The sequence below is a fragment of the Pseudarthrobacter arbutini genome, assembly GCF_054510915.1.
The window spans coordinates 52,978-68,545 of the sequence record NZ_JBTNDQ010000008.1; the positions used below are offsets into that span (position 1 = coordinate 52,978).

The window sequence follows — 15,568 nt, forward strand, 5'->3', positions numbered from 1 at the left end:
GGGACCGGGCCGCGCAGGGAGTCTTCGCATCCGGGGATGCGTGGAGTGGTGGAAAGCGCGGGCAAAACAGCAAGGACCGGCGGCGGCAGATCGCTCGAGTATTGCCCGGCGGCATACCAGATACGGAAGACCTGGCATGTGGCGCACTTGCGGAAGGTTAATACCTGCATCGCTGCGGGGCACGGCTTCGGAACAGGCGGCGTCCGGGAGGGACACCGGCCGTGCCGGCTACTCGAAGATCAAGAACATGGGTTCAAGATTAGCAGAAGCGGTGCCCGCGGTTTCGCATTGTCCACCCCGGCCAACTAATCTGGCCAGTTATGGAGTCCGCACACTATTTCAGCGCATCGCCCGCCGGGCCGTTCACGCGCAAGCCGCTCACCGTGGAACTGGCCGGCGAGACGCGCACGCTGCAGACGTCCGGCGGCATCTTCAGCCCCGACGGCATCGACAAGGGGACGGCGGTGCTCCTGGCCGAGGTCCCGGCCCCGGACCCCACCGGCAACCTCCTTGACATCGGCTGCGGCTGGGGGCCCATTGCCCTCACGCTCGCATTGCGGGCGCCACACGCCAAGGTCTACGCAGTGGACGTCAATGAACGCTGCATCACGCTGACCAACGAGAATGCGGCCCTGCTGGGCCTGGGCAACGTGCTGGCCAGCACGCCGGAGGCGGTGGACCCGGACCTGCGCTTTGACACGATCTGGTCCAATCCGCCCATCCGGATCGGCAAGGATGAACTCCACAGCCTCCTGAAGCTGTGGCTGCCCCGGCTGGCGCCGGGCGGCTCCGCGTGGCTGGTGGTCCAAAAAAACCTGGGCTCGGATTCGCTTCAGCGCTGGCTCGCGACGGAACTGGATGCATCCTTCGCCGTGAGCCGGGAGTCCACGTCCAAGTCCTTCCGCATCCTTCGGGTCAGGAAAGCGTCCCAGTAGCCACAATTACGGCGGGCCCGCTGAGCTCGACGTGCTCGTGCCCGCCCGCCCCGGCGAAGAACTTGACCCCGACGACGCCGCCCGGCACGTTGACCTGCCAGGAGTCCGGCGCTTCCGCCCCGGCCCAGTGCCGGATGGCCACTGCGGCGGCGCACGCGCCTGTTCCACAGGACTGGGTCTCGCCCACACCCCGCTCATGGACGCGCATGGTGATGGTGCCGATCCCGTTGTGGACCAGCGGTTCGGCAGGCACGACGAATTCGACGTTGGTTCCATTGGCCGGCACCGGATCGACCTTCGGAGCAGTGTAGAGCCTGGTGGCTTCCAATTCGGACAGTTCAGCCAGTGCCACCACGGTGTGCGGGTTGCCCATGCTCACTGACAGGGCCGGGCGGGGCACTTCCAGGCCGTCGGCGGTTACCAGCGAGTCCATGGCTTTCGCCGTCGCGTCGCCGGGGAAAATGAATTCCCACGGCCCCATGTCCACCGCATAGCTGTCCCCTGTCCGGACCACGGTCTTGACGCCGCCGCGAGTCCCGATGGTGAGCGCGCCGCCGTCGGGCAGATCAACCAAGCCCTCGGCACGCAGGAAGTGCACAAATACGCGGACCCCGTTGCCACACATTTCCGAGAGCGACCCGTCGCCGTTGCGGTAGTCCATGAACCATTCGGCCTCGGGGCTGCTCAGCAACAGCTCGCGGCCTTCGGAGAGATACCGGGAGGGGACGGCCCGGATCAGTCCGTCGCCGCCGATCCCGCGGTGACGGTCGCAGAGCGCGGCTACCTGGCCGGCGTCGATGGTGTGGACGCCGTCGGGGTCCGCGACCAGCACAAAGTCGTTGCCGGTGCCGTGTCCCTTGGAGAAGCGGAGTCCGCCCAAGGTGCGGAAGGCGGGCTCTGTGGTCTCTGCGGGAGTTGCGTCCATGGTCCTAGATTACCGGCTGAGAGCCACGGCCTGGGCCGCAAGGTCCGGCGCCTGCCAGTCCAGCCAGGCGATGCGGGGATCAGCGCGGAACCATGTGAGCTGGCGCCTGGCGAACTGCCGGGTGGCCACAATTGTGTCCTCGGCCGCCTCGGCAACTGTTGAGCCGCCGTCGAGCACTTTCAGGAACTGTGCATAGCCGAGGGCCCGCGGCGCGGTCTTGCCGCCGCGGAGACCGGCCGTGTCCAGCCGGAGCACTTCCCCCAACAGCCCCTGGTCCACCATGTTGTGGACGCGCTGGGCCAGCCGTTCACGGAGGACATCGCGGTCCACGGACAGGCCGATCTGGACGGCAGGCTGGAAATACTCCCGCTGGGGCATAAAGGAACTGAAGGGCCGGCCGGTGAGCTCATGGACTTCGAGCGCCCTGATGATCCGGCGCGCATCGGAGACACGGCCCGCGGACACCGGATCCACCTCCCGGAGCCGCGCCAGGAGGGCATCCTGGCCGGCTTCATCGAACTCAGCCTCGAGCCGCTGCCGGAGGACAGGATCCGTGCCGGGGAATTCGAGGACGTCGAGGGCGGCCCGCACGTAGAGACCCGAACCGCCCGCCAGAATGGCGCGTTTGCCGCGCGCGTGGATATCGCTGACGATGCTCCGGGCCTGCTGTTGGAAGTCTGAAACGCTGGCCTCCTCCGTGACGTCCAGGATGTCCAGAAGGTGGTGGGGAACGCCCTTGCGCTCTGCCAGCGTGATCTTGGCGGTGCCTATGTCCATCCCGCGATAGAACTGCATGGCGTCGGCATTAATTACCTCGCCGTCCAGCTCCAGGGCAAGGTTCACGGCTAGATCGGACTTACCTGACCCTGTGGGACCAACAACAGCAATAACCGGAGGCTGGACCACCGGTCAGCGGCTCCGTACCGGCAGCGTGGGCATCCCCAGCGAGACTCCGGTGCGGCCGGCGCCGCCTGCGGCGGCCGGCACGGGAGCGCCGCACGAATCTGCCTGGGACCTGTCCCAGGCGTCCCCCGCGCGGGAACGCCGCAGGCTGTAGTCCTGCAACGACGGGTCGGCCACGAGGTGGAAGGCTGCGGCTTCGGTGATTGTGACAGTGACAAGGTCCCCCGGACGCGGCACTTCTGCCCCCTCGGGAACGGAGAAGTGCACCAGCCGCTGGTCCTGGGACCGGCCCGACAGCCTGTGGGTTTCTTCGGACTTGCGCCCTGAGTGGGCGGTGACCATCACCTCTACCCGGCGGCCAAGCTGCGTGGCGTTTTCCTCGGCGGCGATCCTGTCCTGCAGTGCGGTCAGGCGTTCAAATCGCTCCTGGACCACGGCCTTGGGAAGCTGGTCCGGCAAGTCTGCGGCGGGAGTACCCGGACGCTTCGAGTACTGGAAGGTGAAAGCCGTGGCGAAGCGCGACTGCTCCACAACGTCAAGGGTGGCCTGGAAGTCTTCCTCGGTTTCGCCGGGGAAGCCGACAATGATGTCAGTGGAGATGGCGGCGTGCGGGATCTTCTCGCGGACCTTGTCCAGGATGCCTAAAAACTTGGTGGAGCGGTAGGACCGTTTCATGTCCTTCAGGACTTTGTCGGACCCGGACTGCAGCGGCATGTGCAGCTGCGGCATCACGTTGGGGGTTTCGGCCATGGCGTCTATGACATCGTCGGTGAAGGCGGCGGGGTGGGGGCTGGTGAAGCGGACCCGTTCAAGGCCTTTGATTTCGCCGCACGCGCGCAGGAGTTTGGAGAACGCCTGCCGGTCGCCGAACTCCACACCGTAAGAGTTCACGTTCTGACCCAACAGGGTGACTTCGATGGCGCCGTCATCCACCAGGGCCTGGATTTCAGCCAGGATGTCGCCCGGGCGGCGGTCCTTTTCCTTCCCGCGCAGGGCCGGGACGATGCAGAACGTGCAGGTGTTGTTGCAGCCGACCGAGATGGAAACCCAGCCGGAATAGACCGAGTCACGCTTGGTGGGCAGCGTGGAGGGGAAGACGTCCAGGGATTCGAGGATCTCCAGCTGGGCTTCGTTGTTGTGCCGGGCCCGGTCCAACAGTGCCGGGAGGGCTCCGACGTTGTGGGTGCCGAAGACAGCATCCACCCAGGGAGCCTTCTTGAGGATGGTCTCGCGGTCCTTCTGGGCCAGGCAGCCGCCCACGGCGATCTGCATCCCGGGGTTGGCGGCCTTGACGGACGCCAGCATGCCCAGGTTGCCGTAGAGCTTGTTGTCCGCATTTTCCCGGACGGCGCAGGTGTTGAACACCACGACGTCGGCCTGCTCACCGCTGGCCGGTACGTAGCCCGCGTCTTCGAGCATGCCGGCCATCCGCTCCGAATCATGCACGTTCATCTGGCAGCCGAAGGTGCGCACCTGATAGGTACGGGGCTGCTGGCGGGCTGGGTCGGCTGACGGGGCGGTACCGGATGCGGGGGAAGGAATGGTCAAACTCACCTGTTAAGGGTACCGGGTCGCTACGGTTGCGGGATCGCTCAGGTTGCCGTATCGGCGGGGGCGCCGTTACGGCGGGCCTATGGTTCCAGCAGGCCATCCGGTGCGTCTGTCTGGGTCTCCGCATGTGCGTCGAGCACCTCGCCGACGATCCGGAACGCCTGCGACGGCTGATAGCCCTTGCGGGCAAGCATTGACGCCAGTCGCCGCGTGATCTTGTCCCGCTCGGCGCGGTCCGACAAATCCGTGCCTGCCCGGAGCTTGCGTTCCACCAGGAGCCGGGCCGACTCTTCCTCGTCCGCGTCGGAAAGCTGTTCCAGCGCGGCGGCAGCGGTGTCTGCGTCAATCCCCTTGTCCGCCAGCTCGCGCCGGAGGGCCCCCTTGGCGAGCTTCCGCGACTGCGACCGGCTGCGCACCCACATGTCGGCGAACTCGGCGTCGTCAATGAGGCGGACCTCCTGGAAACGGTCCAGGACGGCTTCCGCCACATCCTCCGGAATGTTCCGCTCGGCCAGTTTCCGCGACAGCTGCAGCCGGCTCTTGGCCGAACTGGTCAACTGCCGGAGAACGATGGCCCGCGCCACGGATGCGGGGTCCGGTTCGGCGTCTGGGTTTGCTTCTGCGTCTCCGGCGATGGCAGCATCCGGATCGGGTCCGTCCGGCCCGAAGCCGGGGCGCCCGCCCCGTCTTCGCTGCCGTCGCCCCGATCCGGCGCTCTGCCCGGCCGTCACGTCAGGGGCGTCCCTAGAAGCCGTCAACAGCCTTCAGCTTCGGCGTGTCTTTGGCATCGGCTTCGGCGGGCTTGACTACCCCGACACCAAGCTTCTCCTTGATCAGGCGCTCCAGTTCGGTCGCCAGCTCGGGGTTGTCGCGCAGGAACCGGCGGGAGTTCTCCATGCCCTGGCCCAGCTGGTCGCCGTCGTACGTGAACCACGAGCCCGACTTCTTGATGATGCCGTGCTCAACGCCCATGTCGATGATGCCGCCCTCGCGGGAAATGCCCTGGCCATAGATAATGTCGAATTCGGCGATCTTGAAGGGCGGGGCCATCTTGTTCTTGACGATCTTGGCCTTGGTGCGGTTACCGACGGAGTCGGCACCTTCCTTGAGCGTCTGGATCCGACGGACGTCGATGCGGATGGACGCGTAGAACTTCAGGGCCTTACCGCCGGTGGTGGTCTCCGGGGAGCCGAAGAACACGCCGATCTTTTCACGGAGCTGGTTGATAAAGATGGCGGTGGTTTTGGTCTGGCTCAGGCGGCCGGTGATCTTACGCAGCGCCTGGCTCATAAGACGGGCCTGCAGACCCACGTGGCTGTCGCCCATGTCGCCCTCGATTTCCGCACGCGGCACCAGGGCAGCAACGGAGTCGATGACGATGACGTCCAGCGAGCCGGAGCCGATCAGCATGTCCATGATTTCCAGGGCCTGCTCGCCGGTATCCGGCTGCGAGACCAGGAGGGCGTCCGTATCCACGCCCAGCCTGGCGGCGTACTCGGGGTCCAGGGCGTGCTCGGCATCGATGAAGGCGGCAATGCCGCCCAGGCGCTGCGCGCTGGCAACGGCATGCAGGGCCACGGTGGTCTTACCCGAAGATTCCGGACCGTAGATCTCCACCACGCGGCCGCGGGGCAGGCCGCCAATTCCCAAGGCCACGTCCAACGCGATGGACCCGGTGGGGATGACCTCGATGGGGGCACGGACTTCATCGCCCAGCCGCATGACCGAGCCCTTGCCGAACTGCTTGTCAATCTGTGCCAGCGCTGCGTCGAGCGCCTTTTGACGATCCGGGGCTGCCGCCATGGTTCACACCTCTAATGCTTTCTCGCTTTGGAGTGGCCTCAGCGGCCATTTCTTGGTCATCTCTGACGCTAATGGCACCCGCTGACATTCTGGCCGGATGACATCGCCTATGTGGATAACCCACTACGAAAAGCATAGCTTTACCCGAACAGGTATTCGAACAGATCCGGCGGCGTGTCAGCGCAGAAAGAGCGCACGTGAGCCTGGGGAACGCTGTCCGGTTGGTGGCCGCGTCAGTCGCGCAGGGGTTTGACGTCGCGTCCCAAGCGCCGCTCCGGCGGCACATCCTGGACATCGCAGATGGCCAACCACACGTGCCGCGGGCTCATTCCGGCCGCCAGGGCCTGGTCGGCGGTTCGCCCGCCGGCCCCGGCCAGGACCAGGGTGCTGCTCAAGACCCGGGAGTAGCCAGCCCCGAATTCGTCGTCCATAAGCCGCCAATAGTCACTGATCCGCACCAATAGAGTCTCTCACGGTCCCGGACCCTAGAATTGTTGCCATGAGCAACCCTGCCGACGGCCCTCCTGCGACAGGCCTTCCCGAAACCGGCCTTCCGGCGACGTCCCCTGCGGGGACAGGTACCGAAAAGGACACCGTCGATGAGGCCCTGAACACCGTGGAACACCAAATCAGTCTCTTTTGGCGGCGCGCCCGGTCGGTGTCCCATCAGCTCTCGCGGCAGGTGCACCCGGACATGGAACCGGCGGCCTACGGCCTGCTTTCGGTCATCCGGCGCGAGGGACCCATCCGGTTGACAGACCTTGCCCTGAGCATCGGAGTGGGCAAGCCATCCGTCAGCCGCCAGATCGCTTTCCTGGAAAGCATCGGGCTGGTGTTCAAGGAAGCTGACCCCCTGGACGGAAGAGCGCAGTCGATCCGCCTCACCGAAAAGGGCGAGGAAAAGATGCATCAGGTCCAGGATGCGCGCCGCCAGGATTTCCGTGAGCGGCTCGGTGAGTGGCCGGTCGGGGAACTGCAGACCCTCGCCGAATACATGGCAAAGCTCAACTCCCTCTTTGAACTCGACGGTTTCGCGAAGGACCCGTCCGCCGGCGACACTGCAAAATAGCCGCCACACGCAACAAAGCCTCCGGCCCACGGCCGGAGGCTTTGCTGTACTTCCTGTCTGGCTCCTGCGGACGGCTTACCGTGCGCCGGAAAGCAGGCCCTTGGACAGTTCGTTGTTGAGTTCAGCGTTCAGATCGCGATCAAGGTCGCGGCCGTAGCGCTGTGAGAATTCCTGGGGAACGGTGTCCGGAACGGCAACGCCCTCGGCGACGGCGACACGGTCGCTGACTTCCCTGAGCATGCTGGACAGCGGCACGTCCAAGGCTGAGCAGATTGAGGAGAGGAGCTCTGATGAAGCTTCCTTCTGGCCGCGCTCTACTTCGCTGAGGTAGCCCAAGGAAACACGGGCACTGTGCGAAACTTCGCGGAGCGTGCGTCCCTGGCGCTGGCGTACATCGCGCAGGACATCACCGATTTCGTGACGAAGTACAACCATCTTGCGCTCCTTCTGTTCGCTCTTGGCCTGATCGGCGAGGCCCACATCCTTCCAGCGGACAACGCCGTTTATGGATACGGGCTGCTTTACCATCTGTATCGCCTTGCTCCCTCATAAGTTCGGTCCGCCGTGGAGCGAACCGTGGTGGTTTATTCATCCTAGGCGCCTCCGCTCTCCGGAAGCGACACAATGTAATAACTAATGGACACCGGGATTTGTTCCCGGCAACTTTACGCCCGGTAGCTTCAGGAAGATAGGGCCGCGATCAGACTTTCCAGCGCAGCGCCGCAAGCCTGTCCGCGGATCTCTGCACGGTTCCCGGTGAAGGCGTATTCGAGATATGACGCACCGTCCGCTGTGGCAACCCCGATGAACACTGCCCCCAGCGCTTTGCCATCATGTTCCTCCGGGCCGGCTACTCCTGTGGTGGCAACGCCGATGTCAGCATGCAGCGCAGTCCTGGCCCCGGCCGCCATGGCCGCTGCGACAGCACCGTCAACGGATCCGGCGGCGGCCAGCAGCTCTGCCGGAACGCCCAGGACGTCAACTTTGACGGAGTTCTGGTAGGCCACCACACCGCCTTGGAGCATGCCTGAGGCTCCGGCTGTGTCGGCAAGGACGGCGCTGACCATTCCCGCAGTGAGAGACTCCGCGGTCGCGACGGTGCGGCCCTTATCCAGGGCCATTTTGACTGTCTGTTCCGCCAGGTGGTGAAGATTGGTCACATCGGCTCCCTAGTTGCCAGCTGTAGTTTTTCCGGCCTGTTTGCCCTGTGACCGGATGCGCAGGGCTTCAATGACATATTCGACGCCGGTCCATACCGTGATCAGTACGGCCACGATCATGACGGCGAAAGCCACCCAGACAAGCCACGGCGCCAGCGCGCCGAGCGGCAGGAGATACAGGAAGATCGCGGCCGTCTGAACGACCGTCTTGAGCTTGCCCCCGCGCGAGGCCGGGATGACACCGTACCGGATGACAAAGAAACGAAGGGCGGTGATGCCCCATTCCCTGACGAGGATGACGATGGTGACCCACCACGGCAGTTCATTCAGGATGGACAGCATCACCAGGGCTGAGCCGATGAGGAGCTTGTCGGCGATGGGGTCGGCGATTTTGCCGAAATTGGTGACGAGGCCGCGGCTCCTGGCGATGTCGCCGTCGAGCTTGTCGGTGTAGATGGCGACGGCGAACGCCACCACTGCGGCCCAGCGCCACGGCCCTGACTCGCTGTCCAGCCCGGGGGCATCGGCGAGGAGGAACCAGACGAAGAACGGCACCAGGGCGATGCGCAGCATGGTCAGGATGTTGGGAAGATTCCAGATTCCTTGGCTGCTGGAGCCGGCGGCAGTTGCTTCGGTGCTAGTCACACTCCTAGGCTACCGTCCGGTGAGTGACCAAGCGTCTTCGGAACCGTCCTCGTCGTCGCCCGAGGTGCCGTCGGCGCCGTCGAAGTACTCAACCTTCTGGCTGCGCTGGTCCAGGTCCGCCTGCACGAGGTCCTCCGCATAACCGCCCTGGGCAATGTTCGCGTTGGCGTTGTCGCTGAGCGCTGCCGTCTGTGAATCGGCAACGACCGGCGCGTCCTGGCCCTTCATGGCTGCCAGCACCGACGCGAGGTCGTCCGGCTTCACCAGGACGTCGCGTGCCTTGGACCCTTCGGAGGGGCCAACCACTCCCCTGGACTCCAGGAGGTCCATTAGCCGTCCGGCCTTGGCGAAGCCCACCCGGAGCTTGCGCTGGAGCATCGACGTCGAACCGAACTGTGTGGTGACCACCAGTTCGGTGGCCGAAAGCAGCACTTCGAGGTCGTCCCCGATGTCGTCGTCGATCTGCTTTTTTGGCGCCTCGGGGGCGACATCGTGGCGGTAGTCGACTTTGAGCTGGCCCTTGACGTGTTCCACCACCTTGTGGATTTCAGACTCCGTGACCCAGGCGCCCTGGACACGCATGGCCTTGGAGGCACCCATCGGCAGGAACAGCGCATCGCCCTGGCCGATGAGTTTCTCGGCACCGGGCTGGTCAAGGACCACGCGGGAGTCCGTGACGGAGGACGTGGCGAAGGCCATCCGGGAAGGCACGTTGGCCTTGATCAGGCCGGTAACGACGTCCACGGAGGGCCGCTGGGTGGCCAGGACCAGGTGGATGCCGGCGGCACGGGCCAGCTGGGTGATGCGGACGATGGAGTCTTCGACGTCGCGCGGGGCCACCATCATCAGGTCGGCGAGCTCGTCAACAATCACCAGCAGGTACGGGTAGGGCCGGATGACGCGCTTGGAGTCCACGGGAGGCTGGACCTTGCCGGCGCGGACTGCCTTGTTGAAGTCATCGATGTGCTTGAACCCGTAGTTGGCGAGGTCGTCGTACCGCGCATCCATTTCGCGGACGACCCACTGCAGGGCCTCCGCAGCCTTCTTCGGGTTGGTGATGATGGGCGTGATGAGGTGCGGAACGCCTTCGTAGGCGGTCAGTTCCACACGCTTGGGGTCCACCATGACCATGCGGACCTCGTCCGGCGTTGCCCGCATGAGGATCGACGTGATCATGGAGTTCACGAACGAGGACTTACCGGCGCCTGTGGCACCTGCGACGAGCAGGTGGGGCATTTTGGCGAGGTTCGCCACGACATAACCGCCTTCGACGTCCTTGCCGACGCCCATCACCATGGGGTGGTCGGTCCGGCGCGCGTTCTGGCTGCGGAGGACGTCACCGAGGGAGACGGTTTCGCGGTCCGTATTGGGGATCTCGATACCGATGGCGGACTTGCCCGGGATGGGGCTGAGGATCCGGACGTCGCTGGAAGCCACTGCGTAGGAGATGTTCTTGGACAGGGCGGTGACGCGCTCCACCTTGGTGCCCGGGGACAGCTCAATCTCGTACCGCGTGACGGTGGGCCCGCGGCTGAAGCCGGTGACCTGCGCTTCCACGTTGAACTGGTTGAGGGTCTCGGTCAGGGAAGCCACGATCGCGTCGTTGGCCTCCGTGCGCTCTTTGGGAATGGAGCCCGGGGTCAGAACGTCCGACGGCGGCAGGGTGTAGGTGACGTCGCCCGCCAATGAGAGTTGCTCGGTCCGCTGCGGAATAGGAGCCGGAAGGGGCATGGGCGTGACGGGCTTGGCCGGCACCTGCGCAACGGCGGCGGGTGCAGCGTTGAGTGAGCCGGCGGCCACCATTCCGGGTGTGACCAGCGGGATGGCCTCGGTGGCGTTGTCCTCTGCCGGAGCCCTCCCCGCAGTGCCGAGGCCCTGGGCCGCTTTGATTTTTTCGACGGCGATTTCCGCCTGGGTGGGGCGGCGCACGCCGGGAGCGGGGCGCGGTCCGCGGCCCGACTTTGCGTCGGTCTCGTCGTCGTCGATGACGGCGTGCTCAAAGGCTTCGTCGCCCACGTAGCCTTCCAGCCCGGCGTCGGACTCGTCGTCCTTGCCGAAGAAACGCCGCTTCTTCTTCCGCGGCGCAGGGGTTGCCTTCGATTCCTCGAGGTAGCTGCGGTCGTGGCTGTCCCCGTCGTCGCCGGGTTCCTGCAGGTCCAGGCCCATCAGATGCTCATAGGCACCCCGCAGGCGGCGTGGAATGGCACCGAAGGGGGTGGCCGTAATGATGAGCAGCGAGACGAAGGCCAGCAGGCCATAGACCACCACGGGCACCGCCGCGTGGATGGCCGCGAGGGGTGAGGCGGCCAGGAAGCCGAGCATACCGCCGGCCTGCCGGAGGCCGTCGAATCCTTCGGCAACGGTGGGCTGCCCTCCCACCAGGTGGGCAAGGCCGCAGCCCGCAAACGTCATGATGAGGAAACCGATCCCCACCCGGTTGTTTCCGCGGCCGTCGTCGGGCTGCCGGAAGAGCCGGAAGGCACACACAAAAAGCATCAGCGGCAATAGCAGTGACATCCAGCCGAAGGTGCCGTTGACCACGCCGTAGACGGCGTCGGGGAACCAACCGGTCATTCCCCACCAGGCGAAGGTGGCGATGAAGACGCCCAGGGCAAGGTTGAACAGGGCCGCGCCGTCGCGGCGTTCCTCTGCCGGCAGGTCGCTGACATCGGAGCCGATCCTGCGGACTCCGCCGCCGACCAGATGGCCCACGCCCAGCCAGGCGCCGCCCACAACGCGCAGGAGCCAGGGCTGCCGCTGTTCGACGGCGGGAAGCTGGCGGGTGCGTGCGCTGCCCCCCGATGAACCGGCCCGGCCGCCGGTGCGGCTGGACCCTGTGGCGCCTGCACCGCGGCCCGCCGGGCTGCCGGATTTGGCGCTGGATTTGCCGCCAGCGGTGCCTCGGGGCGCGGGAGTAGTACGAGTGGCCATACGTGCCACGGTACCGGAACTGGCGCGGTTTTCCGCGGATTTCCGGCTGTTCCCGGCCTCATGTTGCGGATGGGAAAGGCCCGGTTCTACAAGAACCGGGCCTTTGCCATTCCGCTTGCCTTCGTGGCTGTTACGCCTCGAGGACCACCGGGATGATCATGGGCTTGCGGCGCAGCTTGCGGTTGACCCAGGTGCCGACAACTCGGCGGACAACCTGCTGGAGCTGGTGGGTGGTGTGGTCCGTGCGGTTGAGCACGGCTTCTTCCAGAGCGGCGTTGATCTTGGGGATGATCTCGTCGAAGACCGAATCGTCCTCGGCCACGCCGCGGGCGTGGATCTCGGGTCCGGAGACCACCTTGCCTGTGGTGCGGTTGATGACGGTGATGATAGAGATGAAGCCTTCATCGCCAAGCGTCTGGCGGTCTTTGAGGTCCGCTTCCGTGACTTCGCCGACGCTGGAGCCGTCCACGTAGACAAAGCCCACTTCAACCTGGCCCACCACGTCTGCGCGGTGGTCCTTGAGGTCAATGACGGTGCCGTTGTCGGCAAGGATGACGCTGGCGGTGGGGACGCCGGACTCGATCGCGATCTTGCCGTTGGCGATCAGGTGGCGCGTCTCGCCGTGCACGGGCATGGCGTTGAGCGGCTCAAGGATGTTGTAGCAGTAGAGCAGCTCGCCGGCGGCTGCGTGTCCGGAGACGTGCACCTTAGCGTTGCCCTTGTGGATGACGTCCGCGCCGAGCTTGAGCAGGCCATTGATGATGCGGAAGACGGCGTTTTCGTTGCCCGGGATGAGGCTGGAGGCCAGGATCACGGTGTCGCCGTCGCCCACCACTACGCGGTGGTCGCCGTTGGCCATGCGGGACAGCGCGGCCATCGGTTCGCCCTGGGAACCTGTGGACATCAGGACCACGCGGTTGTCCGGCATGTTGTCGATGTTCTTGATGTCCACGAGGAGGCCGTCGGGAACGTCGAGGTAGCCGAGCTTGGCGGCGATGGCCATGTTGCGGACCATGGAGCGGCCCACGAAGGCCACCTTGCGGTTGTGCTTGGCGGCGGCGTCAAGCACCTGCTGGACGCGGTGGACATGCGAGGAGAAGGACGCCACGATGATGCGCTTGGTGGCCTGGCCGAAGAGCCGTTCCAGCGTGGGGCCGATTTCCTTTTCGGCGGTGGTGAAGCCCGGCACGTCAGCGTTGGTGGAGTCGGACATAAAGAGGTCAACGCCCTCTTCACCCAGCTTGGCGAAGTGCCGGAGGTCGGTGATCCGGCCGTCCAGGGGCAGCTGGTCCATCTTGAAGTCGCCCGTGTGCAGGACAGTGCCGCCGGCCGTGCGGATGAACACAGCCAAAGCATCGGGGATGGAGTGGTTGACCGCGACAAACTCGCACTCGAAGGGGCCAAACTTTTCGACCTGGCCCTCTTCAACGGTCATCGTGTATGGACGGATCCGGTGTTCCTGCAGCTTGGCCTCGATGAGCGCCAGCGTCAGCTGTGAGCCCACCAGGGGGATGTCGGCGCGCAGCCGCAGGAGGTAGGGAACGGCGCCGATGTGGTCCTCGTGGCCGTGGGTCAGGACAACGGCCACGATGTCGTCGAGACGGTTCTCGATGTAGGAGAAATCGGGCAGGATCAGGTCAACGCCGGGCTGGGTCTCCTCCGGGAAGAGGACACCACAGTCCACGATGAGCAGTTTTCCGTCGATTTCGAACACGGCCATGTTCCGGCCGATCTCCCCCAGTCCGCCCAGCGGAACGATCCGGAGGGTGCCTTGCGGCAGGCGTGGGGGCGTGACAAGGCCGGGAAGGGCGGTTTGGGTCATAGTGCACTACTTTCCAGGCGGAAGGGTGCTGGTCTTAGCCCTCAGGGAAAGACCAGCCCCGCTTCCGCCAAATCCTCGCGGATGGTTACGATCTCGGATTCGTCCGGCTCCACGAGGGGCAAACGGACAATCGAGTTGGGCAGGACTCCCTGCCATTTAAGAATTTGTTTGGCTGCAACGGCTCCCTGGACGCGGGTCATCGTTGCCCTCACGACGGGCAGCAGCTCGAAGTTGATCTTACGCGCGGTTTCGAGGTCGTTCGCGTTGATGGCGTCGATCAGTTCGCGGAAGCGGCGCGTTGCGACGTGGGTTGTCACACCCACGAGCCCGACGGCGCCAAGGGACATCCACGGAAGGGTCAATCCGTCGTCGCCGGAGTAGAAGTACAGGTCCGTCTCTGCCATCACGCGGCTGGCTGCCATGAAATCGGCCTTGGCATCCTTGACGGCGACGATGTTCGGGTGCTGCGCCAGGCTGATCATGGTTTCGGGTTCGATCGCGATGGAGGAGCGGCCCGGAATATCGTAGAGCATTACGGGCACATCGGTTGCGGACGCGACGGTCTCGAAGTGTGCGCGGACGCCGGCCTGGCTGGGCTTGTTGTAATACGGCGTGACGAGCAGCAGGCCGTCGACGCCGAGCGCTGCGGCCTGCTGGGAGAGGTGCACCGAATGTGCGGTGTCGTTCGTCCCGGTGCCGGCGATGATGGCGGCGCGGTCTCCCACGGCCTCCTTGACAGCGCGGAACATGCCAAGGTTTTCTTCATCCGAGAGGGTGGACGTTTCGCCGGTGGTCCCGGTGACGACCAGGCCGTCGCAGCCATCGTCCACAAGCTTAGTGGCCAGTTCGGCTGCCTGCTTGTAGTCCACGGCGCCATCCTTGGTGAAGGGCGTGACCATAGCGGTCAGGAGCGTACCAAGGGCAGGAGCGGTGGCGGATTTGTGAGGCATGGAAAAAACGTTACCCTGTCGGCGGCTGGTTAGGACAATGGGGACGGCGTGATCCGCGTCAACTAGCGGGCCGCGATGCCCCAGGGAATGCGGTCAGCACGCACCGCAGATCGACTCCCGCGGGGTCAGCGGAATTTCCGCAAGGCACTCCGTTGCAGGATGGCGGTGACTACTTCGGTGCCGGTTCCGGCAGCCTTTTTCATTTCGAGGCCATCCGGTCCCCAGAACCCGCTGAGGCCGCAGGAGGGGCCCAGCGAAGTGGATCCGCCAAGGTTCGCCAAGATGGCGAACATCCGGTTGTCCATGGCCCTGGCTCCGAGATGCAGGCCAAGCCGCCGTTCTTCCGCCTGCGTGTACAGGGCCGAAACGGCATAGATATCCGCGCCGGCCTGGGCTGCCCCGGTGGAGTGGGCAGGAACCGCGGCGTCAAAGCAGATGGCCAGCGCGATCTTCCAGCCATCCAGCTCGATCACGACGGCACCGTCGCCCGCGGCGAAGGCCTCCCGCTCCGGGCCATGGAGGTGGGTTTTGAACCCGAGTCCAGTGGTGCCGTCGGGGTGGATCACGAGGCTGGCGAGCCGCGGCGTGCCGTCAGGTTCCCGATAGGCAGCACCTGCCACGGCGGTGATCCCGGTCCGGCGGCAGATTTCGTGGAGATCGGCCAGGCGTGGGTCATCGCGTTGAAGCCACGAGTCGTCAGCAGCCAGTAGCGCCAGGTTGTACCCCGTCAACGACAGCTCAGGAAACACCACCAGCCGGGCACCGTGGGATTCGGCGTCCTCGATCAGCCGGACGTGTTCTTGCACGTTCGGGATAATCCCGCCTTCCAGCGCCTGGTACTGCACGGCAGAGACGGTCAGGGCATCAGTCACCC

The 15,568-nt window shown here is 65.2% G+C and carries 15 protein-coding genes; 2 read left to right on the forward strand and 13 right to left on the reverse strand.

Annotated elements, in window-relative coordinates; all coding sequences use genetic code 11:
* Positions 1–320: 320 nt before the first annotated feature.
* Positions 321–935, forward strand: a complete 615-nt coding sequence (locus ACX80V_RS10675; RefSeq protein WP_104063370.1) for a class I SAM-dependent methyltransferase — start codon at positions 321–323, stop codon at positions 933–935.
* Here ACX80V_RS10675 and dapF read toward each other — a convergent pair.
* The 6 genes from dapF to ACX80V_RS10705 all read right to left on the reverse strand — a co-directional run bounded on the left by dapF (position 916) and on the right by ACX80V_RS10705 (position 6,575).
* Positions 916–1,860, reverse strand: a complete 945-nt coding sequence (gene dapF, locus ACX80V_RS10680) for a diaminopimelate epimerase (protein WP_485843106.1) — start codon at positions 1,858–1,860, stop codon at positions 916–918. The two genes, ACX80V_RS10675 and dapF, sit on opposite strands and share 20 nt — an antisense overlap.
* 9 nt (positions 1,861–1,869) lie before the next feature.
* A complete protein-coding gene (gene miaA, locus ACX80V_RS10685; protein WP_485843107.1) occupies positions 1,870–2,766 on the reverse strand; it encodes a tRNA (adenosine(37)-N6)-dimethylallyltransferase MiaA in 897 nt (298 codons plus the stop codon).
* Positions 2,767–2,769: 3 nt separating this feature from the next.
* Complete coding sequence (gene miaB / locus ACX80V_RS10690; RefSeq protein WP_485843108.1) at positions 2,770–4,317, reverse strand: tRNA (N6-isopentenyl adenosine(37)-C2)-methylthiotransferase MiaB; 1,548 nt, start codon at positions 4,315–4,317, stop codon at positions 2,770–2,772.
* A 77-nt stretch (positions 4,318–4,394) separates the two neighbouring features.
* On the reverse strand, positions 4,395–4,898 hold the full coding sequence (locus ACX80V_RS10695) for a regulatory protein RecX (RefSeq protein ID WP_485843206.1): 504 nt from the start codon (positions 4,896–4,898) through the stop codon (positions 4,395–4,397).
* 160 nt (positions 4,899–5,058) lie between these two features.
* Entirely contained in the window at positions 5,059–6,117 is a 1,059-nt protein-coding gene (gene recA / locus ACX80V_RS10700; protein ID WP_248761756.1) for a recombinase RecA, read from the reverse strand.
* 233 nt (positions 6,118–6,350) lie between these two features.
* Positions 6,351–6,575: a DUF3046 domain-containing protein gene (locus ACX80V_RS10705; protein WP_058929470.1), complete on the reverse strand. Its 225-nt coding sequence runs from the start codon at positions 6,573–6,575 to the stop codon at positions 6,351–6,353.
* Between the two features lie 41 nt (positions 6,576–6,616).
* On the opposite strand from ACX80V_RS10705, the gene ACX80V_RS10710 reads away from it, so the two are divergent.
* Entirely contained in the window at positions 6,617–7,186 is a 570-nt protein-coding gene (locus tag ACX80V_RS10710) for a MarR family winged helix-turn-helix transcriptional regulator (RefSeq protein ID WP_485843109.1), read from the forward strand.
* 75 nt (positions 7,187–7,261) lie between these two features.
* On the opposite strand, the gene ACX80V_RS10715 is transcribed toward ACX80V_RS10710, so the two are convergent.
* From ACX80V_RS10715 to ACX80V_RS10745, 7 genes are all read right to left on the reverse strand, one after another.
* Complete coding sequence (locus ACX80V_RS10715) at positions 7,262–7,714, reverse strand: helix-turn-helix domain-containing protein (RefSeq protein WP_056342905.1); 453 nt, start codon at positions 7,712–7,714, stop codon at positions 7,262–7,264.
* A gap of 152 nt (positions 7,715–7,866) precedes the next feature.
* On the reverse strand, positions 7,867–8,346 hold the full coding sequence (locus tag ACX80V_RS10720) for a CinA family protein (protein ID WP_485843110.1): 480 nt from the start codon (positions 8,344–8,346) through the stop codon (positions 7,867–7,869).
* A 9-nt stretch (positions 8,347–8,355) separates the two neighbouring features.
* Complete coding sequence (pgsA, locus tag ACX80V_RS10725; RefSeq protein ID WP_485843111.1) at positions 8,356–8,991, reverse strand: CDP-diacylglycerol--glycerol-3-phosphate 3-phosphatidyltransferase; 636 nt, start codon at positions 8,989–8,991, stop codon at positions 8,356–8,358.
* A gap of 9 nt (positions 8,992–9,000) precedes the next feature.
* Positions 9,001–11,922: an FtsK/SpoIIIE family DNA translocase gene (locus ACX80V_RS10730; protein WP_485843112.1), complete on the reverse strand. Its 2,922-nt coding sequence runs from the start codon at positions 11,920–11,922 to the stop codon at positions 9,001–9,003.
* Between the two features lie 130 nt (positions 11,923–12,052).
* Positions 12,053–13,744 carry a ribonuclease J gene (locus tag ACX80V_RS10735; RefSeq protein WP_056342897.1) on the reverse strand — a complete coding sequence of 564 codons (1,692 nt, stop codon included), beginning with the start codon at positions 13,742–13,744 and terminating at the stop codon, positions 12,053–12,055.
* 41 nt (positions 13,745–13,785) lie between these two features.
* Positions 13,786–14,694 carry a 4-hydroxy-tetrahydrodipicolinate synthase gene (dapA, locus tag ACX80V_RS10740; protein ID WP_485843113.1) on the reverse strand — a complete coding sequence of 303 codons (909 nt, stop codon included), beginning with the start codon at positions 14,692–14,694 and terminating at the stop codon, positions 13,786–13,788.
* A gap of 125 nt (positions 14,695–14,819) precedes the next feature.
* On the reverse strand, positions 14,820–15,566 hold the full coding sequence (locus tag ACX80V_RS10745; RefSeq protein ID WP_485843114.1) for a carbon-nitrogen hydrolase family protein: 747 nt from the start codon (positions 15,564–15,566) through the stop codon (positions 14,820–14,822).
* Between the last annotated feature and the right edge of the window lie 2 nt (positions 15,567–15,568).